Source organism: Pedobacter sp. MC2016-15 (genome assembly GCF_026239695.1).
Lineage (GTDB): Bacteria > Bacteroidota > Bacteroidia > Sphingobacteriales > Sphingobacteriaceae > Pedobacter.
This window is the reverse complement of the sequence record NZ_JAPIVS010000005.1, coordinates 133,510-159,695: the sequence shown is the minus strand read 5'-3', so window position 1 is coordinate 159,695 and position 26,186 is coordinate 133,510. Positions and strand designations below refer to the sequence as shown.

Annotated in this window: 22 protein-coding genes; 8 read left to right on the top strand and 14 right to left on the bottom strand. The window is 44.5% G+C overall.

What is annotated here, in order from left to right; all coding sequences use genetic code 11:
* Positions 1-9: 9 nt before the first annotated feature.
* From OQY15_RS15920 to OQY15_RS15905, 4 genes are all read right to left on the bottom strand, one after another.
* Positions 10-1,119 carry an AI-2E family transporter gene (locus OQY15_RS15920; protein WP_265792826.1) on the bottom strand — a complete coding sequence of 370 codons (1,110 nt, stop codon included), beginning with the start codon at positions 1,117-1,119 and terminating at the stop codon, positions 10-12.
* Positions 1,120-1,210: 91 nt separating this feature from the next.
* Complete coding sequence (locus tag OQY15_RS15915; RefSeq protein ID WP_265792824.1) at positions 1,211-2,539, bottom strand: OmpA family protein; 1,329 nt, start codon at positions 2,537-2,539, stop codon at positions 1,211-1,213.
* A 163-nt stretch (positions 2,540-2,702) separates the two neighbouring features.
* On the bottom strand, positions 2,703-4,445 hold the full coding sequence (locus OQY15_RS15910; protein ID WP_265792823.1) for an FAD/NAD(P)-binding protein: 1,743 nt from the start codon (positions 4,443-4,445) through the stop codon (positions 2,703-2,705).
* Between the two features lie 73 nt (positions 4,446-4,518).
* A complete protein-coding gene (locus OQY15_RS15905) occupies positions 4,519-5,100 on the bottom strand; it encodes a DUF1543 domain-containing protein (RefSeq protein ID WP_265792822.1) in 582 nt (193 codons plus the stop codon).
* A 128-nt stretch (positions 5,101-5,228) separates the two neighbouring features.
* Here OQY15_RS15905 and OQY15_RS15900 point away from each other — a divergent pair, with 128 nt between their 5' ends.
* From OQY15_RS15900 to OQY15_RS15890, 3 genes are all read left to right on the top strand, one after another.
* Positions 5,229-5,876 (top strand): hypothetical protein, encoded by a 648-nt coding sequence (locus tag OQY15_RS15900; RefSeq protein ID WP_265792821.1) that lies wholly within the window; start codon positions 5,229-5,231, stop codon positions 5,874-5,876.
* A gap of 90 nt (positions 5,877-5,966) precedes the next feature.
* Complete coding sequence (locus OQY15_RS15895; RefSeq protein WP_265792820.1) at positions 5,967-6,329, top strand: response regulator; 363 nt, start codon at positions 5,967-5,969, stop codon at positions 6,327-6,329.
* A gap of 23 nt (positions 6,330-6,352) precedes the next feature.
* Positions 6,353-6,679 carry a hypothetical protein gene (locus tag OQY15_RS15890; RefSeq protein ID WP_265792819.1) on the top strand — a complete coding sequence of 109 codons (327 nt, stop codon included), beginning with the start codon at positions 6,353-6,355 and terminating at the stop codon, positions 6,677-6,679.
* 31 nt (positions 6,680-6,710) lie between these two features.
* Here OQY15_RS15890 and OQY15_RS15885 read toward each other — a convergent pair whose 3' ends face one another.
* Positions 6,711-7,034 (bottom strand): hypothetical protein, encoded by a 324-nt coding sequence (locus OQY15_RS15885; RefSeq protein ID WP_265792818.1) that lies wholly within the window; start codon positions 7,032-7,034, stop codon positions 6,711-6,713.
* Between the two features lie 144 nt (positions 7,035-7,178).
* On the opposite strand from OQY15_RS15885, the gene OQY15_RS15880 reads away from it, so the two are divergent.
* From OQY15_RS15880 to OQY15_RS15870, 3 genes are all read left to right on the top strand, one after another.
* Positions 7,179-8,363 carry a GAF domain-containing sensor histidine kinase gene (locus tag OQY15_RS15880; RefSeq protein WP_265792817.1) on the top strand — a complete coding sequence of 395 codons (1,185 nt, stop codon included), beginning with the start codon at positions 7,179-7,181 and terminating at the stop codon, positions 8,361-8,363.
* Positions 8,364-8,530: 167 nt separating this feature from the next.
* Complete coding sequence (locus OQY15_RS15875; protein WP_265792815.1) at positions 8,531-9,862, top strand: PAS domain-containing protein; 1,332 nt, start codon at positions 8,531-8,533, stop codon at positions 9,860-9,862.
* Positions 9,863-9,980: 118 nt separating this feature from the next.
* Positions 9,981-10,544 carry a GAF domain-containing protein gene (locus OQY15_RS15870; RefSeq protein ID WP_265792814.1) on the top strand — a complete coding sequence of 188 codons (564 nt, stop codon included), beginning with the start codon at positions 9,981-9,983 and terminating at the stop codon, positions 10,542-10,544.
* Between the two features lie 37 nt (positions 10,545-10,581).
* On the opposite strand, the gene OQY15_RS15865 is transcribed toward OQY15_RS15870, so the two are convergent.
* The 7 genes from OQY15_RS15865 to OQY15_RS15835 all read right to left on the bottom strand — a co-directional run bounded on the left by OQY15_RS15865 (position 10,582) and on the right by OQY15_RS15835 (position 20,037).
* Positions 10,582-13,632: an efflux RND transporter permease subunit gene (locus tag OQY15_RS15865; RefSeq protein ID WP_265792813.1), complete on the bottom strand. Its 3,051-nt coding sequence runs from the start codon at positions 13,630-13,632 to the stop codon at positions 10,582-10,584.
* Positions 13,629-14,699, bottom strand: coding sequence for an efflux RND transporter periplasmic adaptor subunit (locus tag OQY15_RS15860; RefSeq protein WP_265792812.1), 1,071 nt, complete (start codon positions 14,697-14,699; stop codon positions 13,629-13,631). Before OQY15_RS15860 ends, OQY15_RS15865 begins: the two co-directional genes overlap by 4 nt.
* A 7-nt stretch (positions 14,700-14,706) precedes the next feature.
* A complete protein-coding gene (locus tag OQY15_RS15855) occupies positions 14,707-16,083 on the bottom strand; it encodes a TolC family protein (RefSeq protein ID WP_265792810.1) in 1,377 nt (458 codons plus the stop codon).
* Positions 16,084-16,196: 113 nt separating this feature from the next.
* Positions 16,197-16,805 (bottom strand): TetR/AcrR family transcriptional regulator, encoded by a 609-nt coding sequence (locus OQY15_RS15850; protein ID WP_265792809.1) that lies wholly within the window; start codon positions 16,803-16,805, stop codon positions 16,197-16,199.
* Between the two features lie 109 nt (positions 16,806-16,914).
* Positions 16,915-17,370, bottom strand: a complete 456-nt coding sequence (locus OQY15_RS15845; protein ID WP_265792808.1) for a DUF3347 domain-containing protein — start codon at positions 17,368-17,370, stop codon at positions 16,915-16,917.
* 192 nt (positions 17,371-17,562) lie between these two features.
* Positions 17,563-19,329: a response regulator gene (locus OQY15_RS15840; RefSeq protein ID WP_265792807.1), complete on the bottom strand. Its 1,767-nt coding sequence runs from the start codon at positions 19,327-19,329 to the stop codon at positions 17,563-17,565.
* Between the two features lie 12 nt (positions 19,330-19,341).
* On the bottom strand, positions 19,342-20,037 hold the full coding sequence (locus tag OQY15_RS15835) for a LytTR family DNA-binding domain-containing protein (RefSeq protein ID WP_265792806.1): 696 nt from the start codon (positions 20,035-20,037) through the stop codon (positions 19,342-19,344).
* Between the two features lie 206 nt (positions 20,038-20,243).
* Between OQY15_RS15835 and OQY15_RS15830 the strand changes: the two genes are divergently transcribed.
* Together OQY15_RS15830 and OQY15_RS15825 are read left to right on the top strand one after the other, a co-directional pair.
* Positions 20,244-20,801, top strand: a complete 558-nt coding sequence (locus OQY15_RS15830; protein WP_265792805.1) for a hypothetical protein — start codon at positions 20,244-20,246, stop codon at positions 20,799-20,801.
* Positions 20,802-20,856: 55 nt separating this feature from the next.
* On the top strand, positions 20,857-21,051 hold the full coding sequence (locus OQY15_RS15825) for a YtxH domain-containing protein (protein WP_265792804.1): 195 nt from the start codon (positions 20,857-20,859) through the stop codon (positions 21,049-21,051).
* Positions 21,052-21,125: 74 nt separating this feature from the next.
* On the opposite strand, the gene ligD is transcribed toward OQY15_RS15825, so the two are convergent.
* Positions 21,126-23,852: a DNA ligase D gene (ligD, locus tag OQY15_RS15820; protein WP_265792803.1), complete on the bottom strand. Its 2,727-nt coding sequence runs from the start codon at positions 23,850-23,852 to the stop codon at positions 21,126-21,128.
* Between the two features lie 51 nt (positions 23,853-23,903).
* Positions 23,904-26,078, bottom strand: coding sequence for an ATP-binding protein (locus OQY15_RS15815; RefSeq protein ID WP_265792802.1), 2,175 nt, complete (start codon positions 26,076-26,078; stop codon positions 23,904-23,906).
* Positions 26,079-26,186: the final 108 nt, after the last annotated feature.

Genomic DNA, 26,186 nt, shown 5'->3' with positions numbered 1-26,186 from the left:
TGATATGCCTTATTGTTTCCTTTTTGCTGTAAGTCTTGTGGCCAGCTTGTTCTGTTTCAGCTCCTCATCACCGAGGATAATTCCCCAGGCTTCGAGCCCCTCTACCCTGTCGAAAATAATCTTCAGCACTGCGATCACAGGTATAGACAGGAACATCCCCGGTATACCCCAGATCATTTCTCCGATGATTACTCCCAGTACAGTTACCAGTGCATTGATCCGCACCTTTGAGCCCACCACCACAGGCAGTAAGATATTACTGTCGATCAGATGCACCACAATCAGCACAACAATCACCAGGATCACCTTAGAGAACACTGTGGCCGTAGCAAAAGTAACCAGAACGCTGATGACAAGTGCAGAAAAAATACCGATGTAAGGAATAATATTGAACAAGCCTGTTATGAGTCCGAGCAGCACTGCATATTTGATACCCAATACCCAGAAAGCCAAACAAACCGCCAGCGATACAATTGCCGCTTCAATGAGCAATCCGATGATATATTTCCGGATCATATACTGTACGCGTTCGATAATCTCATGTACCACTTCTTTATTTTCATCCAGAAATACCGAAACCAGGAATTTCATGATCAGCCTGCGGTAAAGCAGGAAAAAGAAGGTATAGATAAAAGTAAAGACAAAGAATAACATCAATCCTGATAAAGACAATAATGTAGCACCAAGAACTGTAGTGCCTGAAGCCATGACCTTGCTGGTAGCAGAATGCACATAGGTGAGCTGTTTATCCGCATTAACATGAAAAGTAGTTGCAATCCAGTCCTGCAGGCTATTGATCGTCTTCAGCAATTGCTCCTGAAACTGTGGCCAGTCCTTGGCCAGTTCGCTCATCTGCGATCCGATTACATACAATACCAGGCCGATCCCGGTTAAGAGCAGGATTATCGAAATCATAGAAGCTGCACTTCGTGGGAGCTTCAATTTGTTTTCCAGAAATGTAGCCAGAGGCAGCAATAAAATGGAAAATAGACAGGAAAAAATCAATGGTGAAAGAATCTCTTTGGCAACGATGGTGATGTAAACCAGGATCACCAGACTGATCAGGATTGATGACAGCTTGAGATGAAAGGGCAGATTTTTTTGTAGTTTTAAATCCATGAGCGTGAGGATAATATTAAGATATAAATATAGCCGTATAAAATTAAAGCCTGCAGGATTTGCAGGCTTTAATGATAGTGTGTGTTATTGATTAATAAAGCGTAAATTCTACCCTTCTGTTTTTCTGACGTCCGGCTGCTGTTTTGTTGGTAGCAATCGGCTGGTTTGGTCCGTAACCTGTAGCTTCAACACGTGAGGCGTTAGCTCCCTGAGAAACCAGGTAAGATTTAACCGCTTCAGCTCTGTCTTTTGATAAGCTTAAGTTTAAGGCCATAGAACCAGTATTATCTGTGTGTCCTGCTAATTTCAGGCTGAAGTTTTTCTCCACCAATAAAGCGGCAACTCTGTTTAATGTAGTGTATGAACTCGCTTTGATCGTAGATTTACCCAGGTCGAACTCCAGGTTTTTGATCGCTTCGCTTACTACTTTACGATCCGATTCTGTGATGATCACTTTTTCCCTGATCACAGGTTTAGGCGCTACCAGAGGACAACCTGCTCCATCAACAACTGTATTTGCAGGAGTGCCAGGGCATTTGTCGAATTTGTTAGCTACACCGTCCATATCGTCATCGCCCATATCTTTAGCATATTGTTCCTGATCTCTCAGTCTGTTCTGCTCAGAAGTTGACAATGCTCTTCTTAACTCAGCACTTTCAGCTGCACTTTCCTCGCGGATAGCGGCAACAGCGCTATAGTTCTGTAACTGTGAAGTTCCTTTTTTACCCAGGGCGATCTCCACACCAGCGTGTGCATAAGAAAACTTATCATTTGCTGCGCTGCGAACACCGTCAAAGTTGTTTGTTCTCATGAAGTTCACTGTATATCCTAAATCGATGTTTACACCTTTGGATACACCCAGTTTGAAACCTGCTCCAACTGGAATAAACCAGTTTTCGTTATATCCTGTACTTGCTCCCGCTGGTGTGTTTTGTACATTGGCGCTGGACGACATGTAACCCGCACCGGCAGTTACGTACGGTGAAAGGAAGTTACGTTTCTGGTTTAAGCTCAGATTAGCGATAGTGAAATTTGCACTTACTGCTGCCGACCAGTCGATTTTTGTTTCGAAGCTGCTGGCCTCTTGTGCTGGTGTTGGTGAAGGCAATGAATTAGCTCTGAAGCCTTTTACCTTACCTGCAAGGAAGTCTGCCTGGATACCAAATCCCGGAAGGATTTGTTTCTTGATATAACCGCCGTAACCCCAGCTCTCCTGTGGTGTGCGGAAATCTCCGTTGCTGCTCCCATTGAAAGGTGTATAGTGTGTTAACATACCGCCGTTCAGTCCGATCGACCAGGTACGGAATTCTTTTTTATCGAAACGTTTAGTGGTGTCAGAATTCATATCCTGAGCAAATAATGACGTTGATAACCCTACCAGGGATAGTACCAATGCCGATTTTGTAATTGTAGCTCTCATTTGTTTTGTTTTATAATTGATAGATACACACCATGAGTAATAATAAAGCCACACAACCATTAGGGGTATAAATTTCAGTCTGAACATTGTTTATCAGCATTGAGACAGCATTTTATGACAATTAGAAAATCCGGTGCGCGTGAATAAAAGTGTATACTTTTTACTACAACCTACCCGCTACCCTACTGTATACCGTGGTTTGGAGTATACTTTTAATAATCGTTGCAGAAGCCGCTTCACAAAAATCCAATCCCGAGTAATCCGGATTAAAACCTCCTATATACGGAACAGCCATGACATAAATCCTTTCATTCAGTGCATTGTATTCATCCAGGGCCTGGAAATGATCATTGATACTTATTCCTGAAACTTTCAGGTAATAGTTACCCTTCTGATCGCGCTCCACATGCTCATCACCATTCTCCAGCGCTTTCTCTCCCTGTAAAGGATCCTGAAACAGCAACCGCGCCGGGCTAACCGTCTTTCCTGCAAGCAAGCCCTCATATGGGAGCTCCTGAAATGAAAGGTGTGGCTGACCAACGGCATCGACAAAAGTCTGGTAAGCATCCGCATGGCTTGCGCCATTTTCATCGGTATAATGATAAACAATTCCGCCCTCAGGATTGACTTCGATATGGCTGTCATCTCCCACAGATACCATCTCCAATACGCCTGCGGCATGCAAAGCGAGCAATTGTTCCACAGAACTTTGCGGTGCAAAAGCAATCACGATGGAGATCAGTGGCATCAGCACCTTCTGCAATCTTTGCATATCTTCAGCTGAAAAATACTTTGCCGGGTAATTCATCGCAAAACTCAATACGCCCAGCATCTCCTTCCAGTAGACCGACTCTTTTCTTTTGATAGACTTTTCAGCTTCTGCATACTCCGCCCGCAACAGCTGGAAAGGATCGAGGCGTTCACGAAGGTCCATCATCAGCTCCACAAAAGCCTCCATCTTCATATCCTTTATCCTGGCATAAAATTCAGGCTCTTTATCGATCAGGTGATCCTTAAAGTTCTTCTCAAAAACGTAATCCAATGACAGAAATCCATCATTAGCTTCGCGCTGTTTGTCTACCTCTTCTTTGCTCAAAACGGTTTCTTTCCCCAGATGGGAGTCTTCCAGATGAAACCTCACCGCCGGCAGCATCCCATTTCTGGAATGCATCACCAGTTTGAAACCACTGCTGTCATCAGCAACATGATAGGAAAGTAAACCTTCATCGTTCCTGCGAAATGATCCGTTATAGCGCGTCAATGTCCTGATGGCATCTATTGCGGTAAGCGACGATCCTTTGATGGCTACAGGATGATTGACATGGAAAGCTAATTTGGAGGGCGGATAAGGCGAATCAAAATATCCGGAGACCTTACCTTCATGATGGACCGGCCAGTTGTGCCCTGTACACACGATCACATGATCGTATTCAAATCGTTCCTGTCCGGCGATCTCCACCGCTACCTTTCCCCGTTGTGGATGATCAATGATATCTGTCACCGGACTATTGAAATGTATATGGGTAGCTATACCTGCCTTTGCAGCTTTTTGCTTTAACAGGTTGAACTGTGACGTCAAATACTGACCAAAGAGCAATCGTGGAAGAACCTTATAATCGTTAAAATCATGCGGATCGATATGAAAATGTCTCAGCGTATCCGGATGTACAGTTTTGATCCATTCGGCAATACTGGTTACGAGTTCAGGTATTTCATTGCCTGATACATTGGTGATATGTTCGTCATTGGCCCCCTCAAGGCTATAGGGCATGCCAGCACCGAGATTGTTTTTCCTTTCGAAAATGTCTATTGCATAATCGGTACTATTTGCGTCTACGAATCTTTTAAACATAAACAATCCACTTGGACCACCGCCAAGAATTGCTATCCGAATTTTGTTTTTCAATGGATGTAAAATAATGATGAGTGTGTAATTGCAGGCTGTAACAACTGATAATGTATTTGGTTTTGCCCAAAACTTACAACTTATCCAGCTTAAAATATCCCAGGTGGACCGCGTCTGCAGGCAAGTCGGCCGCCGGACTGATCGTCAGCTGAAACCTTGCCTTTTGCGAAGCACTCAGGATTTCTTCGATTTTATAGATATCATCTACATCCACGCCATACTTTTCATCGATATGTGAATTTGCGCCTTTGATACTATTGGTTTTAAAAAACACAGTTTTCTTCGCGTGTTGTGTAGCCTGCGCACGGTCGTCCTGCACCGTTAGTACGATATAATGCTGCTCCTCCAGGATGTTCTGCTGATAACCACCCAGGTTGATAAAAAACAGACTTTTTCCTGTGGCATCGTCTTCGTTTTCCCGGAGTACTGCCTTGATCTGATATCCTTCTACACTATTCACTTCGCGCCATCCATCGATATGAATGCTGTTTCCTGCTTCGGGCCAGAAGGCCTTAATTTCCGGAACAAGCTCTTTTAATGAGCGCGCAATGCCGAAGTAATAGTCATGCTGTTCAACATTTCTCTGCGGGGCTTTAGACCCCAGTAATAACATATAAAGTTTAAGATCGGAAAGGGGCGTAAGCGCTTCGTTCATCTGATAAAAGGTAAAATTTAATTTTATTGAATTATTAAATTGGATAACTTTAATGTCGAACTATTTGTTTCATTACCTAGCACTATATTTAACTAATAGACACAACACCAGCTACTAATTATGATCGTATGAAAGTTTCCAGGAATGATCCCTTCGACTTAAATCTTTCTATCAGGGGTTTGGGTGTAATCATCACTTATATGCACTCAGACCTGTATGAGTATATGTATTACCTGACATTTAAGCGTTCAATGAAATCGCATCAGAAAGAATTCAGTGACGCCTGGGCACCACATATCGATAACCTGGACTTTTTTTTGGAAACCGGCGACCCCTTTGTGCTTAACCTTTACAGTGCGACTCTGAAACTGATCAACGCTAAACGTGAACTTTCCCTGAGATGGGGAATCGATGAAGAGGAGGAACTGGCTGATCCCTATATCGTTGCTCAGTCAACGCGATTCCGGCCATACCTTCTGCTATTTAAAAAATCTAAAAGTTATAAAAGGCTGACAGCATACTACGAACGTGCGCTCAGCGAATATATCTCCTGCCTATACTCTTATGCCTGTGCTTTTACTGCAAAAAGTTTTAAAATACCCCTGATCCTGAAACGACAGTTTGACCTCCCTGGAGCAGAGTCGCTCCGGTTGCTAAACCAGGACGATCACAATGTAGCCTTGCTGAAAGATCTGATCACTGATCTCAGTAAAGATCTGGAAGAATTGAAAGCACTGAGACTAAAGAAATACCAGAAGAAAACCACAGAAAAATGACCGTTACACAAATAAGTATAAAAATGCGGAACTTTTTCAAAGGTGTTATTGTTGTTTAAACACTAAGGTGTCATTAACCAAATTTAAATTATGGGATTAAAAATAGTGGTGATTGAAGACGATGCAGAAATTTTATACATTGTCTATCTCCTGTTAACCGAAGAAGGTCATGAAGTTATCCATGCATCGGATTTGGAAATTACTAAAGATATAGTCACTCTTCAACCCGATTTAATTCTGCTGGATGAATTGCTCGGCAACGAAAAAGGTAGTGATGCCTGCAAAATGCTGAAAGCAAAAAAAGAAACTTCTCACATCCCGATTGTGATGATGTCTGCACTGCTGGGAATTGAGAGTAAAGCCGCAGAAGCAGGTGCCGATGGCTATCTCAGGAAACCTTTTGACCGCGATGAACTCAATGAGTTGGTTAACCGCTGGCAAAAAATTCAGTAAATTGTATTACATTAGATTCATCTATGGCATCAAGTAAAGAAAAAATTAAACTGACCAGGATTTTATCCTCATTATCAGAAATTGATAGCTTTAATGAAGCGAATCTCCTGATCGTAAATGAAGGTTTTATCGAGTATACCAAAGTCATCAGGGTTTTATTCAAAAATAATCCTAATGTGTTTGCTAACCTGTACAATTATGATCTTGCTGAAATCAGGAGTAATAAGAAAAATGTGACGGAAGATTTTGCAGATGAAGCACAAAAAGTACATTTTGAGGCGTACAAAGATGCGCTTCATCATGCCATCGAAAGTGCGATAGAATATATTACTGACTATATTCTATTATAAAATACAGCTGATTACAGCTGCTACATTATGGTTACTGAACGTAACTGGTAATATATTCCATGGTTCTCTCAATAGCCTCCACCACTGAGTCGCGATATGCCGTAAAGTTGGTTTGTTTAGCTTTAGCCGTGTAACTTTCTTTCGTAAACTTTTTATTCTCTTTGATTTCCTTCAAATCGTAATTGTAAAGGTTCCCAAAAATATTAGGTTGCTTGTTGTATAAATTTTTGATGATGACCGCATATTCACGGTATCCTTCATTGACAATTTCCAGGTTAAGTTCATCTATGTTTTTTACACTCGCTACTGAGACCAATAGCTTTTCTAATTTCACTTTTTCTTTTCCAATGCTCATAAACAGATAGTAGATATTCATACTACTTACGCAGAACTGAGCTAATCGGATTTACGTACATTGTTATGACTGTGTAATGAACTTTATTTCTTGTTTAAGGTACTATTATGATTAAATTGCAGTAAATATTTTAGAGGACAATACATGTTAGATAATGCCGAAGCCACTTTGCAGGCAGAAGTAGAAGTGTTTAAAAAGATTCCCGCAGTGGATAGCATCCTGGAAGTGATCTGCCGGATTACCGGTATGGGCTTTGCAGCGGTAGCCCGGGTCACTGAAAAAAGGTGGGTGGCATGTGCGGTAAAAGACAACATCAACTTCGGACTAATTCCAGGTGGTGAACTTGATATCAGTACCACCATCTGCCAGGAAATTGAGCAGAATAAGCAAACAGTAGTGATTGATCATGTGGCAACTGACAAAGTATATGCGCATCATCATACTCCCCTGCTCTATGGTTTTCAAAGTTATATCTCTACACCAATTACCCTCAGCGGCAACCGGTTCTTTGGTACGCTTTGCGCAATAGATCCTAACCCTGCCTTACTCAATACTCCCGAAACTCTGGGGATGTTCAAATTATTTGCGGATCTGATCGCCTTTCACCTCAATGCCCTGGAACAGATTGAACTGACTACCATTGATCTGATTGAAGAGCAAAAAACTTCTGAACTGAGAGATCAGTTTATTGCTATCCTTGGTCATGATCTTCGCAACCCTGTTGGTGCCATAAGGAATAGCGCTCAGTTGCTGTTAAGGATGCCGCTGGACGACCGTGCATTGCGACTGGCAAATATCATTCAGGACAGTTCTTTCCGTATCACAGGACTGATTGAAAATGTACTGGATTTCGCCCGTGGACGCCTTGGAGAAGGCATTACGCTGAATATCAAAGAAAACGCAGCCCTGGAGGCTACCCTGGCACAGGTGATTACTGAGCTCAAAGCAATATGGCCAAACCGCAGCATTGACATCGAATTTAAACTCAGGGAACCAGTAAAATGTGATGCCGTACGGATTGCTCAGCTGTTTTCAAATATCCTCGGGAATGCACTTACTTATGGCAAAGCCGATGAACCGGTGACGGTGAAACTGCTGAGCCAGAATGGCAAACTTAATCTTTCTGTAGCCAACTGTGGTGAGAAAATCCCCGATACCAAAATGGCCCGTCTGTTTCAGCCCTTCTCCCGGGGACCTGAAGAAAACAGTAAGGACGGACTCGGACTGGGGCTGTACATTGCTTCAGAAATCGCCCGTGCCCATCATGGAGAATTGAGTGTAACTTCTACCGATGAGCAGACCTGTTTTACCCTCACTATCGACAGTTAAGACCTGTATGGACCGAAATTTATTCATCCCAAGATTACAATTCCAGCCTTTTAGTTAAAAAAAGCGTTTTAATTTGGTTACGTCTGAATATTCAGAAATATTATTAACTATCTTATTCCCCGCACAATAGCTATTGGTTGTAGAGCCGATGCTTCTAAATGAGACAAATGGAAAATAAGTTGGCAGCAGGTAATCTTTCAGCAGACGATAATCGTCGTGTTGAGGCACTAAAACGTTATCAGATTCTCAATACTCCTCCCGAGCAATCATTTGATAACATCGCCAGATTAGCTACTCAAATATTTGATCTTCCGGTATCTCTGATTTCTTTTATTGATACAGAAAACGTCTTTTTGAAATCCAATATGGGTGTTGAGGAGATTCGCAACAGTCCACGGAGCAATAGTATTTGTGCCATGGCGCTGGGTAAGGACGAAGTTACTGTTGTTGAGGATATTCCAAAGATGGATCAGCATCTGCTGGCCGACCCACTTCTTGTGGCAGAGATGGGATTTAAATTTTATGCCGGCGCTCCGCTAATCACCTATGATGGATTTACGATAGGTACCATCTGCGTAATCGGCCGCGACGCCAGAACCTTTACCGAAAAGGAAACCTTGATGCTCAAGGGACTCGCAAGGATCGTGATGGACGAGATCGAGCTGCGGCTGCGCGGAATATTTGACGCCGAAAAGAAGGTATTGGATGCGGCACGTATTGCTCAGCAGAATTTTAATAACGAATCTCTCATTGCCAATGCACCTATGGCGATTGGCATTCTGCGAGGCAGAGAACTCATTGTAGAACTGGCCAACCCAAGGATTCTTGAAGTGTGGGGAAAAAGTGAAGCAGTGATAGGTAAACCGCTGAAGGAGGCTTTGCCGGAACTGGAGGGACAGGCATTTTTGCAGATACTGGATCAGGTTTTCACTACCAGTGTCCCTTATTACGGGGAAGAAGTATGCGTGTTGCTGATCCGCAATGGTCATCTGGAAGATGTGTACTTTAACTTTGTTTATCAACCCCTGCAGGATGACGAGGGTATGACCAGCAGTATTATGATCGTGGCAACCGAAGTGACAGAGGAAATGAAGGCACGCCAGGTCTTACAGAATCACAAATTGCAACTGGAAACTATGGTGATGAACTCTGCAACGGGAATGGCAATCTATGGCGGCAGGGAACTCATTGTAGAAACAGTGAACCAGCCCATGTGCGAGATCATGGGCAAAACAGCCGCTGAAGTCCTTGGAAAATCCTTATTTGATCTCTATCCTGACTTTGACTCGATCGCATCTACCGATGTCCTGCGCCAGATTTTTGATACACGCAAAACGGCAACCTTATCAGAAATCAAAATCACCGTGAACAGTATCTCAGGCTCCCGAGACATGATCCTGAATATCAGCTATGTGCCAATTTTTGATGATAACAACGAAGTACACCAGATAATGGCTTCAATCAATGACATTACTCATAATATTGAGGGAAGATATTGATAATCAGAATGAATGAAATGATTGTTATGGTTTTCATCTGGTTTGTGTAGTTTTCCCGTATATATGTTGACACACATATATGAAATCAGCAATCCAGCTGAAATGCAAACTGAGTTCCATGGAAACAAATCTCGGAAACATGACAATTCCTGAAAATGACCAGCAGCGTGTAGAAGCGCTGAGACGTTATCATATTATAGGTACTGCTCCTGAAAAATCTTTTGATAATATTTCCAATCTGGCTGCCCTTTTTTTTAATGTTCCGATTGCGCTCATCAACTTCGTAGATACCGAAGAGGTATTCGTTAAAACCAGTATGGACATCGAGGGTGCCCAGAGTTTCACACCGCGAGGTTCCAGTTTATGCTCCCTGGCGATCCTGAGTAAAGAGGTTACCGTATTTGAAACCCTGCCATGTGCAGATCCCTGTTTCCTTTCCAATTCAATGCTTGCAGCAGAAATTGGGTTTAAATTCTATGCAGGCGCCCCGCTCATTACCCACGACGGATTTTGCATTGGCACAATCTGCGTAATGGGCTTCGAAAAGAGAAAATTTACGGATAAAGAAAAGGATATGCTGCAACATATGGCCCATATCGTGATGGATAACATAGAAATGCGCATCAATCTCAGAAAAGCAGAAGATGTTTTACGCCAGTCGACTCAAAGTCAGCAATCATAATTTAACCGCCCGGACTTCTATCCGGGCGGTTAAGCAGCTATTCATCAGGCGTTACCGCAGGCGGTATCAGCTCATAAATAATCGGTGTCACAATCCTTGATAACAAGGTAGAACTAATCAGGCCGCCGATCAGTACGATGGCCAGCGGGGCGATGAGCGGGTTGGTAGATACTGCGATGGGAATCAATCCTCCGATTGCTGTCAGCGAAGTAAGTACAATGGGTAAAAACCTCACTTCCCCAGCTTCTCGGATCGCATCCTGCAGGCTCATGCCCTGTTTACGCAGCTGGTTGGTAAAATCTACAAGCAAAATCGTGTTCTTCACCTCTATCCCTGCCAGCGCAATCAGTCCCACGACAGCAATAAACGATAGTGAGTTTCCTGTGATCCAAAGTGCTACTGCAGCGCCTACAATACCTAAAGGTATCACAGACAGAATGATCAGCGTACTTTTGAAAGTCTTGAACAGCAGCACAAGGACAGCGATAAACATAAATACCGTCACCAGGATAATGCTCATGAAACCGCCAAAGGAATTGTTTTGAGATTCCAGTTCTCCGCCCATTTCATAGCTATAGCCGTCAGGCAGCTTCATTTTATCCATTTTACTGATCACATCCGGAATCACACGGCTGGCCAGGTACCCTTCACGCAGATTGGCCTGTACAGATACCACGCGTTTTTTCTCCTGGTGGTTGATGAGCGCAGGTGAGGCTTCCAGCTTCAGCTCTGCCAGCTGGCTCAGTGGCAGGGCATTCCCCTGCGCATTATTTACATAGAGGTTGCGAAAAGCATCCAGGTTTGGTCGCCCTTCCTTCATTCGCGTGAGCAGCACCGTATATCCATATTTATTATCATTGTTGTAATACGTTCCCATATTGAGTCCCACTACAGCAAGCCTTGCAATCTGGTCGATATTCACCGAGGAAACACCCAATTGCTGTGCTTTATCCTTATTTACTGCAATGCGGATATCGCTTTTGAGCAGCTTCACGGGGTTGTTGATATACATCGTCCCGGGAGTTTTCTGGAGCATCTGCTCTACCTTTAGCGACAGCGTACGCAAGGTATCCAGGTTTTCGCCAAACAGCCGTACTTCTACCGGAGCAATTACCGGAGGTCCCTGTTCAAAGTTCTTCACTTCTACTTTTGCCCCGGGATAGTGCGCCCAGCGATGCTGCAGTTTCTGGATCAGCGCCAGTTTTTCATCCGGTTTGGTATCTTCATCGAGCTGCACAAAGAGCTGTGCAAAATCGTCGCGGTTATTCTCAGGGATGACATTATAGTAGATACGCGGGTTTCCTTTTCCTACGTTGGCTGCATAATATTTGATCAGAGGCTCCTTTTTCAGCTCCTTCTCTATCGCCCTCGTGATGGTATCCGTATATGGCAGGTTCGACTGGCTGGGAGTGGTGATATTGATCAGGAACTGTGGTTTCTCTGAAGCGGGGAACAAGCTGAACCCGATTACTCCAAAGAGATAAATTGATCCTGAAAAAAGTACTGCCGCAACACCAATTGTCAGCCATGGCCTTTTCAGTGCTTTATCGAGTAATTGCGCATAGCTGCCATGGATCATCCTTTTTAATCCCCTCATCAGGAAATTACCCTCAGGGTTGCCAACATGGTTCTTCAGAAGGCGACTGGATAAAAATGGAATGATGGTCAGGGAGACAAACATCGAAGCCAGCACGCAGAAAATTACTGCCAGCGGCAAACATCTGATAAAATCTCCTGAACCTTCAGGTAAAAATACCAGCGGCATAAAGGCGATGATCAGCACCACTGTACAGCCCACAACGGCCATACCGATCTGTTTGGTGGCTTTGAGGGTGGCCTCCAGCCTGCTATGCCCTTCGAGCATCCAGCGCTCGATATTCTCCACCACCACAATGCTGTCATCTACCAGCAAGCCGAGTGCTACGACCAGTCCGACGATGCTCAGCTGGTTCAGGTTAAAGCCAAACAACTGCAGTAAGACGATGCCGATGGCCAGCGACAGTGGGATAGATATCATCACGATCAGTGCCGGACGGAAACCCAGCGGAAGCAGTGTAACAGCCACCAGCAGGATAGCGATGATAAAATCATGGCCCAGACCCGTCAGTCGCCTGTTCACATTATCTGCCTGATCAAAATTCTGTGTCAGTTCGATATTTGAAGGCAGCTGCTTTTTAAATTTTGCCAGCACCTCCTTGTAGGCCAGCTGTGTTTTGCTGATGTTCTCTTTTTCCTTCTGGGCAGCCACCACAAATACGCAGCGGTGGCCGTTCAGGCGGGCGATATACTGCTCCTCACCATAGCCATAATATACACGGGCAATGTTTTTCAGCGCTATATTCTTACCACCGGCAGAATAAACGATGGTATTATTTACGGCATCCAGCGTTCTGTAATCGTTCGACTTCACATTGAAGGTCTTTTTACCGGCATCAATACTTCCTCCAGGGATGCTGGCCATCTCGCTTTGCAGACTGTTGACGATGGCACTCACCGGCAGGTGCATCTGTGCCATTTTCTCCAGGTCAAGCTCTACCCGTACCTGCTGCCCGGGTAACCCAAAAATGTTGACCTGCTTCAGTGAAGGAACTTTTTCGAGCTCATCCTGCAGCCTTTCCGCGTAATGCTGCAGCTTGCTGCGTGCCGCATTTTCTGACACCAGTGCCACCTGCATCACATTCACATCTGAAGGCTGCTGCTTCTGGATTTCTATAGCGGCAATATCTGCAGGCAGCTCCGGCCGCTTGCTGTTTACCTCACGGACGATCTCCTGGTATTTGGAATCTACGTTACTGCTGTAATCATATTCCACACGGATTACGGCTACACCATTGGCTATATTGGTACGCAGCCTCTTCACGTCATCTAAACCGGATATGGTTTTCTCCAGCGGTGTAACCACACGGTCTTCAATATCCCTGGGACTGGTGCCGGGATAGCTGATGATTACCGAGAAGAACGGGGCATGCATCTCCGGGTCTTCTGAGCGCGGGATATTGAGCATGGTGGTGATCCCCAATACGATGATCATCACAAAAATCACCAGGGTAAACTGGCCGTTTTTTACGGCGTAATCTGAGATCTTCATTGGGCAGCAGTTTTAGATGATTTGACAGTAATGGGACTTTGATCGGTCAGGTAAGCTGATCCGGAAATAATTAATGCAGTGGCATCTTCGAGACCATGCGTGATGGTGACGGTGTTTTTATCAATAGCACCTATTGTCACTTTGAGCTTTTTCGCAGTTTTGCGGTCGTTCGTCACAAATACATACCCGTTGCTACCATTTCCGTCCAGCAGGGCTTCGTAAGGAATTTGCCAGCTGCTGCTGCCTGTGCTCAGTGCTGAGGGTTTGATGATGGCTTTTCCGAACATCCCGGCAGCGATCGCATCAGGTTTTTTACCACTGAAAACAATATCGGCAGAAAAGGTTCCTGTAGCAGCATCAACACCCTCCGATTTCCTGCTGAGGCGCCCTTCAAAGATTTGGCCCGGTAAGGAAGAAGTCTGGATCTCCGCTTTATCGTTCAGCTGCAGCGTAGCCCATTCATAGTCGCTGATCCCTACTCTCAGCATCCATTTTCCCGAGGCTGCACCATTGGTCTTCAGGATCGGTGTGCCGGCAGTAACCTGTTGTCCGGCATTGGCAAGTTTACTCAGGATAAAGCCATCCTCCGGCGCATGGATCTCTGAGTACTGACGGTTAAAAGTAGCCATCCGCAGTTGCTCCTGACTTTGCTGCAGCATGGTCTTGCTGTTCTGCAATTGTTCCAGCGTAGCTACGCTATCTTTGTACAGGTTCTGGCTGCGCTGATAATCGCGTTGTGCTTTCTCAACAGAAAGTTTTGCCTGCTGAACCTGCGCATTGATCTCTGTAGGATTGAGCGTTGCCAGCAACTGCCCCTTCTTAACACGGTCGCCTTCTTTCACATGCAGGCTGCTGATGATGCCACCTGTTTTAAAGGAAAGCATGACCTCATCATCAGTAGTAAACTGTCCGGAGACAGCCATAGAACTGCGGTTATTTTGTTGCTGCAGCACCATTACCTGTACAGGAATAGTATCGGAGATGGTGTTTGCAGACTCTGCAGGACCGCTGCAGGAATTGAGCAGTGGCAGGCACAGCGCAAGGCTTAAGTATATCAGATTTTTCATAAGAATATTAGTTTGGGTTATGGATTGGATAAGTAGCCTGACCGCGTTCCAGCTCGGCTAAAGTGATTTGCAGGTTTGCCTGGGCATCTGCCAGCTGGAGCCTTGCCCCGGTGAGCTGATTCTCGGCGTCAATCAGTTCCAGGTACAGCAGCTGCCCGGCGCGGTAAGCCTTGAGCTGGTCGTTGTAATATTTGAGGGCGAAGCTGAGTTGAGAACCAGCGCTTTTGTAGGCCACTCTGGCCGACTGGTAGTTGTTGTACGACTGCTCCAGTTGCAGTAGCAGCGACTGCTGGGTCTGGTCGAGCTGTGCCGCAGCGGCATTTACATTGGCGCGCGACTGCTGTGCGCGGTACTTGCGTTGTCCTCCGGTAAATACATCCCATTGCAGGTTGACACCCCAGAGGTAGTAGCGGGTTTTGCTGTTCACATTCCAGTCGAAACCCTGTGAGCCCAGATCGATGAAGGTGTTTAGTTTTGGGATAAACCCGGATTTCTGCATCTTCTCATTCAGGGTATACACCTGCCTGATGCTTTCCAGCTGTTTGAGCTCTTCACGTCCCTTCACTCCTGCCAAAGTATCAGGATCGTTTAGCAGGACATCTTTCACAACGTTCTCCGTATAGATCGTATCAGTTAAGGGGCGGTTGAGAAGGAAATTGAAATAGGAACGCGCGTTTTGTGTGTTACGCTGTGCCTGTACGAGTGCAGCAGTAGTTTTTTCCTGCTCTGTTTGTGAGCGCAGCAGGGCAGTTCCGTTACGCAATCCATTACGCAGCATGCTTTCGTTGACGCGGATATTTTCTTTGATCAGCAGCAGGGCACTGTTGTACACCCCTACTCCCTGCAGTGCCTGGTAATAGCGGTAGTAGGCAGTTTTGATGTCCTTAACCAATGCCCTCTTGTAGACATTTACTGCGGCCTGCTGACTGCTGATCATCTCCTGTTTAATGAGCTTGTTGTACCGGATCTCTGCATTGATCAGTGGCAATGAGGTACGCACTTTCGCGTCATAGAAATTGTCGGGATTCAGCAGGAAAGCTTCATTCTGCAGCTGTGGAAAGCTAGCTCCCGTCAGCTGGTTCAGTGCCGTGTAGGCAGGGTTGAGCAGATCTCCAAGGGGCACGTCAATGGTTCGTCCGCCCGAAGATTTTGTATAGCTGCCCAGTACACTTACGGTGGGCAGATACATGGCCTGGGCCTCTTTCAATGCAGCCAGCGACTTATCCAGATCAAACTGCTGCTGTTTTAATCCCTGGTTGCTGGCAAAAGCAGTGGCGATGTAGCCGTCCAGCTGGCCGGGGGCCGACTGCCCCGAGGCAGCGGGGGCAGCAAGGCCGGAGATGCCAAGCAGCAACAGGGATACTTTAATAAATGATGTGTACATAATAAACAGTGTTTAGTATTAAGGCAAAAAAAGGGGTAATTTCTTCTATTTTCATTGATTTTTATTAACTCTGTATATAGACTAAACAGTGTTCAGTAATGTTACAAAAAAAACTATTTTATCAATAGTTTTACGTAAGATTCAATCGCACTGTTTAATACTTTGGATTTATCTATATCGGCAGACATCACTTTCAGGCGGCAGCGGAGATCGAGCGAAACCAGTCCATGAGCCACCGACCAGGTTTGCAATGCACATAACTGCACATCATTCATCCTTAGCAGATCCTTATCGATACACTCTTTCAGACAGTCTACCAGATAATCAAAGGTAGGCTCTCCATTATCTTTATGCAATTCCTCATCTACATTGGTAGGTGCGCGGATGATAAACATGAGGTCGTACAGTTCAGGGTTCTGCAGCCCGAAAGACACGTAGGTCTGTCCGATCTGCATCAGCCTTTTCACAGGATCCTTGTGTTTAGCCTTGGTTTTGAAAGCTTCGAGCAGTTGATTGAAGGCATCATGCTGCACATCATAAAGTAACTCATCCTTGTCTTTGTAATACAAATAGATGGTACCCGGACTGTATTCAATAGCATCAGCGATTTTACGGATGGAAGTTTTTGCATACCCATCCTCCAGGAACATCTTCATGGCAGCAGATCTGATCAGCTGTTTCTTGTCCAGTTTTTCGCGTTCTTTTCTTTCAGATATTCCCATGTATGTTTGCAGCAAATCCCTATATGAAAATGTACAGTGCAAACATACTGAATGGTGTTCAGAAAATAACTATTTTTTTTTAATTTTATTTTTGAATCTGCTGGAATGCTTATTCGATCGTCTCTTCTACCCTGCCGCAGGTCAGCATCTGCTTGCCATAATATGGATTTTTGATATCCTTGCTTGCTGAAAGCCAGTAGCTTTTCTTCATCGGGCAATATTGATAGTAGACAGGTTGTGCTGATAGTTTTGCGGTCTGTGCGAGTTTAAAAAAGTCTGCAGACAGACCTGCGAAAGCCTCTCTTTGCTTCACAAGATCCTTATTTTCGGCAATCTTAGCCGCAGCTGAAAGCAGATTTTCTTTATTTTCCCTGATTTCTGCAGCTTTAAGCTGACTCATCAATTCTCCGGCTTTTGCAGATGCGGAAGCTGAATCAGCGTTCACCAATGCGTTCTTGATACCATAATATGCGCTGAGCAGTGATTCTTTATGGTTTTCCTGTGCGGATACAGTTTGTGTAAATATGCCCGTTACAAGGGCCAATGCTAAAACTAATATTTTCATAATGATCTAATTGATACAGCAAAAATACGCGTTGAGCTGCTGTTCAGATTACATAATTATGATCAGTTTTTACATAATTTACTTAGTACATCAAACTGAAGAGCTGCAGAATTACCGCGCCGGCAGCTGCAAGCCACATCGTGATCAGCGTGACACGCTGCTCCGGGCTTCTGTGTTTTTTTGGGGTAACGATCATAATTCAGAGTTTTTATGTTTTAACAAATCGTAATAATGCGCTGCTTCTTTCAGAGCCAGGCTACAGTACTTTTTGAGCAGGCTGATGTTCATCACCATTTGCTGCTCCCCCTCGCTGTACTCCAGCTGATCCAGGATCAGCTCCATCTCATCGGTCATGCCCATAATGGAAATACTGGTTTTCAGCTCATGGGCAATCGCTCTGATTGCAGCGGGATGATGATTCAGCACTGCTTCATCAATACCTGCAATAGCTTTTGGTATCAGTTCCAGGAACTGGGCCGTCACCTGTAGTTCATACTGAATGTTTCCTTTGCTGATCTCTTTCATGTAGCTCAGATCGATATACGCATAAACCACCTCCGGCGCTGCCTGAACGGGATCAACAATTTTATTTTCCTGATGCAATGCCGCAAATTTTGAAATATAACTGTACAACTGCCGCTCATTGATCGGTTTCGACAGGTAGTCGTTCATTCCAAAGCTCAGGCATTTTTCGCGCTCCCCGGCCAATGCATGAGCAGTCATGGCAATAATCGGAACATCCAGCCTGAGCTGCGTCCGGATACGCTGGGTAGTGGCATAACCATCCATGCCGGGCATCTGGATATCCATTAATACTACATCGTACTTCTTCTCATTTAACAATGCCAGTGCCTGCAAGCCATTTCCTGCAATATCAAAAGATAAGTTCCAGCCTTTCAGCAGATATCTCATCAGATTCTGGTTCATCTGATTATCATCAACCACCAGCAGATTGATGATGCCTGTAGGATAACTTTCCAGTACAAATTCTGCTGCAGGTTCAGTCTCGTTTACCTGTGATGATGACACGACATAGGGAATGGAGAAATGAAAGGCGGTTCCTTTTCCGGGGGCACTCTCCACCTCTATACTGCCATTTAATAACAACAGCAGGTCCTTGACGATCGCCAGTCCGAGGCCGGTGCCACCATAATTGCGTGTGGTAGATTCTTCTGCCTGGTGAAAGCGTTCGAATATCCCTCCTATCTTATCTTTTGATATACCGATGCCTGTATCGCAGACCGAACATCCCAGTTCAATTCGGTCCTGATTAATCTTCAGGTTATATACCCTGACCAATACAAAGCCCTTTTCTGTGAACTTTACGGCATTGCCGATCAGGTTGACCAGGATCTGTGTAAGCCGTGTAGCATCCCCGATCAGCGTATCCGGCACATCTTCATCAATCTCCAGTTTAATTTCCAGCCGCTTTTCCCTGATGCGTTCGCAAAACAACGTTTTTACGGAATGAAAGAGCCCCCTCACACTAAAGGGAGTTTTTTCTATACGCATCATGCCTGCCTCAATTTTGGAGAGGTCCAGGATATCATTGATAATAGCCAGCAGGTTTTCTCCCGCCTTCTGGATAGAATGTACAAATTCTTTAGGTTCGGCTTCCAGCTTGCGCATGCTGAGCAGATTGGTAAAACCGAGGATCGCGTTTAGGGGCGTACGGATTTCGTGGCTCATGTTGGCCATAAAGTTCTCCTTGATCAAAGCGGCCTTGATCGACTTCTTCTCCGAGGCATCCAGCAATGCTATCAATTTGTTTTTTCGCTTGAGACGGACAATAGTTAACCAGTACTGGGTAGCGCTGATCAGCATGATAAGCAGAAGAATTAAGATGTTGGCGGATGATTGGTACTGAACCAGGGCAAGTAATATTATAACTGTCACAAACAGGATGGTGATCAGTGCAATAAACTGTTTAAGGTTCATTTTATCCAGGTACTTGGTCATACAGGGGAAAAGTTAAAGTATATTCATACGCTCATTTAATATCTTTCTGTAGGTGTCCGTCACGGGCAGAAATTTACTGCCAATTTTTAAGGCCCCGTCCTGGAAAGCATCGATCTTATTAAGTGCAACGATATAGGAACGGTGCACTCTCAGGAAGTTACAGGAGGGCAATCGCTCTTCAACGGTTTTAAGTTTGGTGTGAATGGCATACAGCTTCTCCTGTGTATATAATTTCACATAGTCGCCCATAGCTTCTGCAAAAAGTATATCATCCAGTTTCAATCGCCTCACTACATTGGTATCTCTGATAAAAATATATTCATCGCTGCCGGGTCTGGATTCCATTTTTTTGGAAGCCAGAATCTCATTTGCCCTGTTGATGGCCTGGATAAACCTCGCCGGTCGCAATGGCTTCACGAGGTAGTCGGCAACATCGAGTTCAAAAGCTTCAACGGCATAATCTTTCTTGGAAGTTGTGAAGATGATGACAGGCTGAAGCTGACCAAGGTTGCGGATCAATTCCAGTCCGCTCATACCAGGCATTTCAATGTCCAGAAAGATCAGGTCGACTGGTTTTTCCTGCAGGTAATTGAAAGCATCCATCGCATTGGCGCACTCGGCACAGATGCTGATGGTTTGCAATTGTGAAGCCAGTTCGCACAAGGTTGCCCTGGCAATGGGGTTATCGTCAACGATGAGGCAATTCATAAGATATAATTTGATAACTCTAAAGACAAGTTTTGTGCCATATCATTAATCAACTAATTATCAATTGATTACGCCGGTAACATGTCACATTATCTCACGATATATCGTTATTAAGTGATTTAGTATTGACATTTCGTAATTTCTTTGCAACCTTTATCCACATGATATCGTCATCTTAACAAAACTCAACATAAAGCTCAAACCAAATGATCAAAACTAACTCAGTATTAAAACCACTCTTCTGTTCTTTCTTAATTCTATTCCTCTCTGCCGGTGTCCTCCATGCTCAGGAAAAAACCAAAGTCATTGGCAATAAGGCGAGAAACGGCTCTTCCAATAGTACTATCAGTGTGATCAAGGGCAATCAGCTGGGAATCAAAATGAGCGCCGGAAGCAAACCTGTAGAATTAATTAACCTTTCTTTTGGAGTTGATAACAGGAGTAAAGAAAGTCTGAAATTCAAGGTAAATGTATATGAATTTAATGGTATCCTCTCTGGTGAAAATTATGTAAAAAAGGATATTATCGGTGCAATACCAACAGGTAAAAACCGCGTGAGCGTAGATCTTGAACCTTTTCATATCGAGGTTAAAAAAGATCTGCTGGTGACGATAGAATGGTTGGAAACCCTGAGCGGCCCTAACCCGGGTTTTGCCATTGGAGTTTTCAATGGCGGCTCCTATGAATTTAAAGAAGGAAAGTGGAAGCGCGTTCCTGTGTTTGGATACGACTTTAACATGCTTGTAAAGAAGTTAAAGAAATAAACTGAACATTTTCAGCGTTATACTGTTATTCACTAAATCACAAAACGATATAACTATGGGATTGTTAAAGACAGCAATAATTGGCGCAGCAGTTTATGGCGCAATTAAGTACGTTACCAAAAAGGATATCAATGGCAAATCACTTGTTGATGATCTGAAGGAAAATGCGCCTAAATGGGCTGATGAAGCCAAACGCATGAAGGACGATTTCATTGCAGAAAGAAGGATTTATGACGAGCCTACTTATTAGTGAGGCTTACGAAAATGTCTGACCTCAATATCTTTTGATATTCAGGTCAGACATTTTTTTATCAAAATTATCATTTATCCAAAGATACTTTTAGACTTTTTGATCGTTTTCTCCAGATCAATTCCTTTTCCCAATACCCCTTTAAAAAGATCCCCTTCGGCTCTTACCCGCTCCACAGCGTTGTGTATCGTAAAATCTTTCATTTTCAATCCCTTTTTAACTTCATCCCAATGCAGTGGCATCGATACCGTGGCACCAACTTTCGGGCGTAAGGAGTAAGGGCCGGCGATAGTAGCCCCGGGGCGGTTTTGCAGGAAATCCAGGTACATTTTTCCATGCCGGTTTGCAATTGTCCGTTCCAGTGTTGTAAAATCCGGTAACTGCTCATGCACGAGATTCACAATGATTTTGGCAAACAACTGTGACTGATCATAATTGTACTTAGCTCCCATCGGAATATAGATATGCATTCCCGTGGAGCCCGAGGTTTTGCAAAAGCTGGGCACATCCAATGCATCCAGCACTTTCTTTACTTCAAGGGCTGCTACTATCACCTCATCAAAAGTGTTTTTATCAGGATCAAGATCAATCACGCAGTAATCCGGGTTGTCTTCTGATTGCACGCGGCTGAACCAGGGGTTCATCTCTATACAGCCCAAAGAGGCCATCCAGAGCAGGCTTGCCTCATCCGTCCCCACCAGATACTCTTTCTTTTCTCCCTCCCCATTGGTATAGGGAAAAGTCTTTGCCCAGTCGGGCGCCTTACCTTTCACATCTTTCTGATAAAAGCTAGCCCCATGGATGCCATTGGGAAAGCGGTTCAGTGACATCGGCCGGTCTTTGATATATGGAATCATATATTCAGCGATCTGATAATAGTAATTGAACATATCACGCTTGGACACCTTATCTTCCGGCCAGTAGATTTTGCTCAGATGTGTAAACTTGAGCTCATGTCCCTTTACCTTCCTCACCTGGGTTTCATCTGTGGGATTGAGCAGCGTTTTCTTATTCTTATCTTTTGCAGGCTTTACCATATCATCTGCAGCATCTTCAAATCCTGCCTCCACTTCCTCAACCACTTCAACTGTAGGGACCGCCTTTTCCCTGGTCACTTCTTTGGGATTTTTGTCGATCCTCATACCCTGAAATGAAGGATGGCGGAACACACCATCACTGGTTATTTCTGTGTAAGCAACCTCACATACCAGTTCTGGCTTCAGCCATGTGGCCTGCGCCTTTGGAGGGTTGGGACGGAATCTTGAAGGTTTGTTTACATCAGGCAGCGTTTCAAAAGGACTCTTATCTACAATCAGCGGCTTAAACTGTGCGATCATTTCTTTTTGCAGTGCATCAGAAAAGCCAGTTCCTACCTTTCCCACATATTGCAGCTTACCCTTTTCGTATACCCCCAGCAGCAATGAACTGAACTTTTTAGAAGTATCTTCATTTTTTGTAAAACCTGCGATAACCACTTCCTGGCGTTTATTAATTTTTATCTTCAGCCATTCCCTGGAACGTGAATCGGCAGCATAAAGACTGTCAGTTTTCTTAGCCATGATCCCCTCAAGTCCCATTTTTTTTGCGGCTTCGAAAAACTCTATACCACTGGCTTCAAAAACCTTACTCAGCCGGACGCTGTCATCATCAATCGGAAGTACCTCTTTCAGTATGGATTGACGTTGCGACAAAGGCAGCTCCATCAGGCTTTTGCCTTCATACCAGAGCAGGTCGAACACATAAAACACCAGGTCGCCATCCGCCTCACTGCGCCAGTTCTGGAGATCGCCGAAGTTGGAAATCCCCTTTTCATTCAGCACCAGGATCTCTCCGTCAAACACGGCGTTGAGCTTCCAGGTTTTCAGCAGGTCATAAATCGGGTAAAATTTATCATTAAAACTCTTGTTGTTGCGCGACAATAACTGTACATCGCCTTTTTTCACAAAGGCCAGCGCACGATAACCGTCCCATTTCACTTCGTAGGTCCAGCCCGGGTCATCAAATGGCTCAGAGGCAAGCGTGGCCAGCATCGGCTTCATGCCTATCGGGATATTGGATTTTTTTATTTTCTTTAATGCTGCAGCAGTATCTGCAGGCTGTTCAGCATCAGGATTTTTTTTCGATACTGCTTTTTTTTTTGCCGGAGCCGCTTTCTTCTTTGCAGCAGCGGGTGCTGTCTTTTTATTGATTTTCTCCTCATGCCCGTCTTTCCAGACTGCATTACTGCTCTTCTCCACCTCTTCTATTGTTTTCCCCGTTAATACGGAATCTCCCTGTTTAGTGATATCTTTCTTTGATGCAAACTCATCATTATGCTTGATCAGCAGCCAGGCATTTTCGCCCATCCCCTTTGTTTTGACAAAGGCAAACTCCCCTTCGAGCTTTTTGCCATGAAGTTTAATCTTCAGCGAACCTGATTCCAGCTGCTTCAGCAGATGTTTTTCCTGGGCTTTCTTCCCCTTGATTTCTTCTAAAGGCTCGTATGTTCCTTCATCCCAGACGATCACTGTGCCCCCACCATATTCCCCTTTGGGAATAATGCCTTCAAAACTACGGTAGTCATAGGGATGATCCTCCACCATCATGGCCAGTCGCTTCATCTTCGGATCTGTAGAAGGCCCTTTTGGCACGGCCCAGCTTTTGAGCACGCCATCCATCTCCAGTCTGAAATCGTAATGTAAACGTGAGGCATCGTGCTTTTGGATCACAAAGAGCAAAGAATTTTTGTCCTTGCTTTTTCCGGCTTTGGGTTCTGCCGTTTTATTAAAATCGCGCTTGGCATTATACTTTGATAAACTCATGATGAAAGATTTATCTAATAAAGCCCTGAAAGCCAGAAAAGGTTTTTGTCTTTACAGCTTTTCCGTTTCCAGCAAGGGATCTTTCAATGCATCAGTAATCGTATCCAGAAGATTCTGTTCCGAAAAGGGTTTCAGGATCACACCATTCATCCCTGCTTTCATGTAATTGTCGCGGTCTTCTTTCAAAGCATTCGCTGTCAGTGCCAGTACAGGTGTCAGAGATTTGCCGATGTGGTCGTAATTCCTGATTTTACGGGCCAGCTCTACCCCACCCATTTCCGGCATTTCAATATCGGTAAGCACCAGGTCATAGTCGCGGGATGCAAAGAGCGATAAAGCCTGTACACCATCTTCAGCGATATCGTAGGTAACCTTCCATTTTTTCAGGATCGTACTTAACAGCAATACATTTAGGCGGTTGTCTTCAGCCACCAGGATATGTTTGCCCAGTAAAATTTCCTCTGCCAGGAAGTTGTCCGGTATGCTCTTTTTCTTGCAGGCGGACAAGTCTGCCGTTTCAAAAGGAATCTGAAAACTAAAAACCGAACCTTTCTTCAGCTCACTCGTCACCGAAATGGAACCACCCTGCAGCTCGACAATTTTTTTGGAGATCGCCAGCCCCAGTCCGGTACCTTTCTGTGAAGCCTGCTTCTGGGCAGAATCAATCTGTGCAAACTCTCCGAAAATTAAGGGAATATTCTCCTTGCTGATACCCAGGCCGCTATCTTTAACAGAAACATGCAGCACTTTCATACCTTGCTGACCTTTGCTGACATGGGCTCTGAGCGTAACCTTTCCATCAGTGGTAAACTTAATGGCATTACTCATCAGGTTAAGTACCACCTGTTTCAGCCTGAAAGCATCACCCGTGAAACAAGTATCCACATCGAGGTCCAGCTCTTTTTCTATTTTTATGCCTTTGCTTTCCGCCTGAGGTCTCAAGCTGATAAATACCTCTTCCAGCGTGTGCTGAGGCATGAATGCTGCACTGTCAAAACTCATCTTCCCCGTTTCGAATTTGGAGAAATCCAGGATTTCGTTTACCACATCCAGCAGCAGGCGTGAAGAACTGCTGATGGCCTGAAGTTGCTCCCGCTGTGTTTCATTGAGCTGACTCTGGCCCAGTTGTTCGGAAAAGCCGATTACTGAGTTGAGCGGTGTGCGGATTTCGTGACTCATGCTTGCGAGGAAGGCACTTTTAGACTGCGCATATTGTTCGGCATCCTGGCTGTAACTGATAATTTCCTCTTCATTTCTGAAGATCTTCCAGATATTATATAAGATCACAATCACCATCGCGATCAGACAGATGAAGGTGACCCCTGATAAACTTTTAAATCTGAAAATCACATCACGCAGACTGTTGTTCAGTTCGGTTTTGCCATCGGCGATATACTGTTCTTCAGCGAGTTTGTAGGCTTTAAGGTGACTGATAATCTGGTTGATCAGGCTCGTATTGATCTTTAAAATTTCTTTTTCCGAGTCTTTGAGCTGATTGTTTGCCTCAGAAATTTCCTGGAAATGTCTGCGTGCAGCGGTAGCCTCCCGGGGAATGATCGTCGTGCTCTCCACCTTGGTAGCTATTCTCTTCCTGACGATAGTACGCGAACGCAACTGTGCCTGCTGTGATTCCTCATCGGATTTTTTTGAAGAGAAGGAATCAAGCAAACGTTTAAAGAACTTCTTTTTGGGTTTGGGCTTTGATTTGATGGTATCAATCTTTACCGTGCTCACATATTTTCTTACCACCGGAACTTTCACCGGAACCGCTGCTGCCTGATCCATGATGATATTGAGCTTTCCGGCAGAGCCCAGCAGACTATCAGATAATAACTTGAGTTTTGTATAATCAGTTGTTTTCTCCGTTTTCTCAATGATGAGATGTTTGAGGTTACTGTCGGCCTGTACGGGCTGACCTTTCAGGTTCAGTTGGATGATGATCTGGTCTACAAATTTGATATCCGCAGAAAACTGATTGAAATATTTGATATCTGAAGTGAGACTATAGAGCCTGCTGTTATTTTCCGCGCTGTACAGACTGATCAGGCAATTGTCAATCATAGAGGCACTTTCACGTGCCAAAATCATCTGATGGACATTGTACCGAACGTTCTCAGCCCTTCTGTAATAAATATACAGGTAGAAAGCGCTGATAAATAGTACCACTATCAGGGAAACTATCAAAGCATATCTGAGTATCGGAATTTTTCTAACCTTGGTAATCATAAGAGCAGCGATATTTTATTGCAAAATTTAAACGGAAAACGATTTATTTTGCGTGTTTCACCATTCAGGGTTGACAAGGAGGATGCCAGTACAACTTCTGCATCTTTG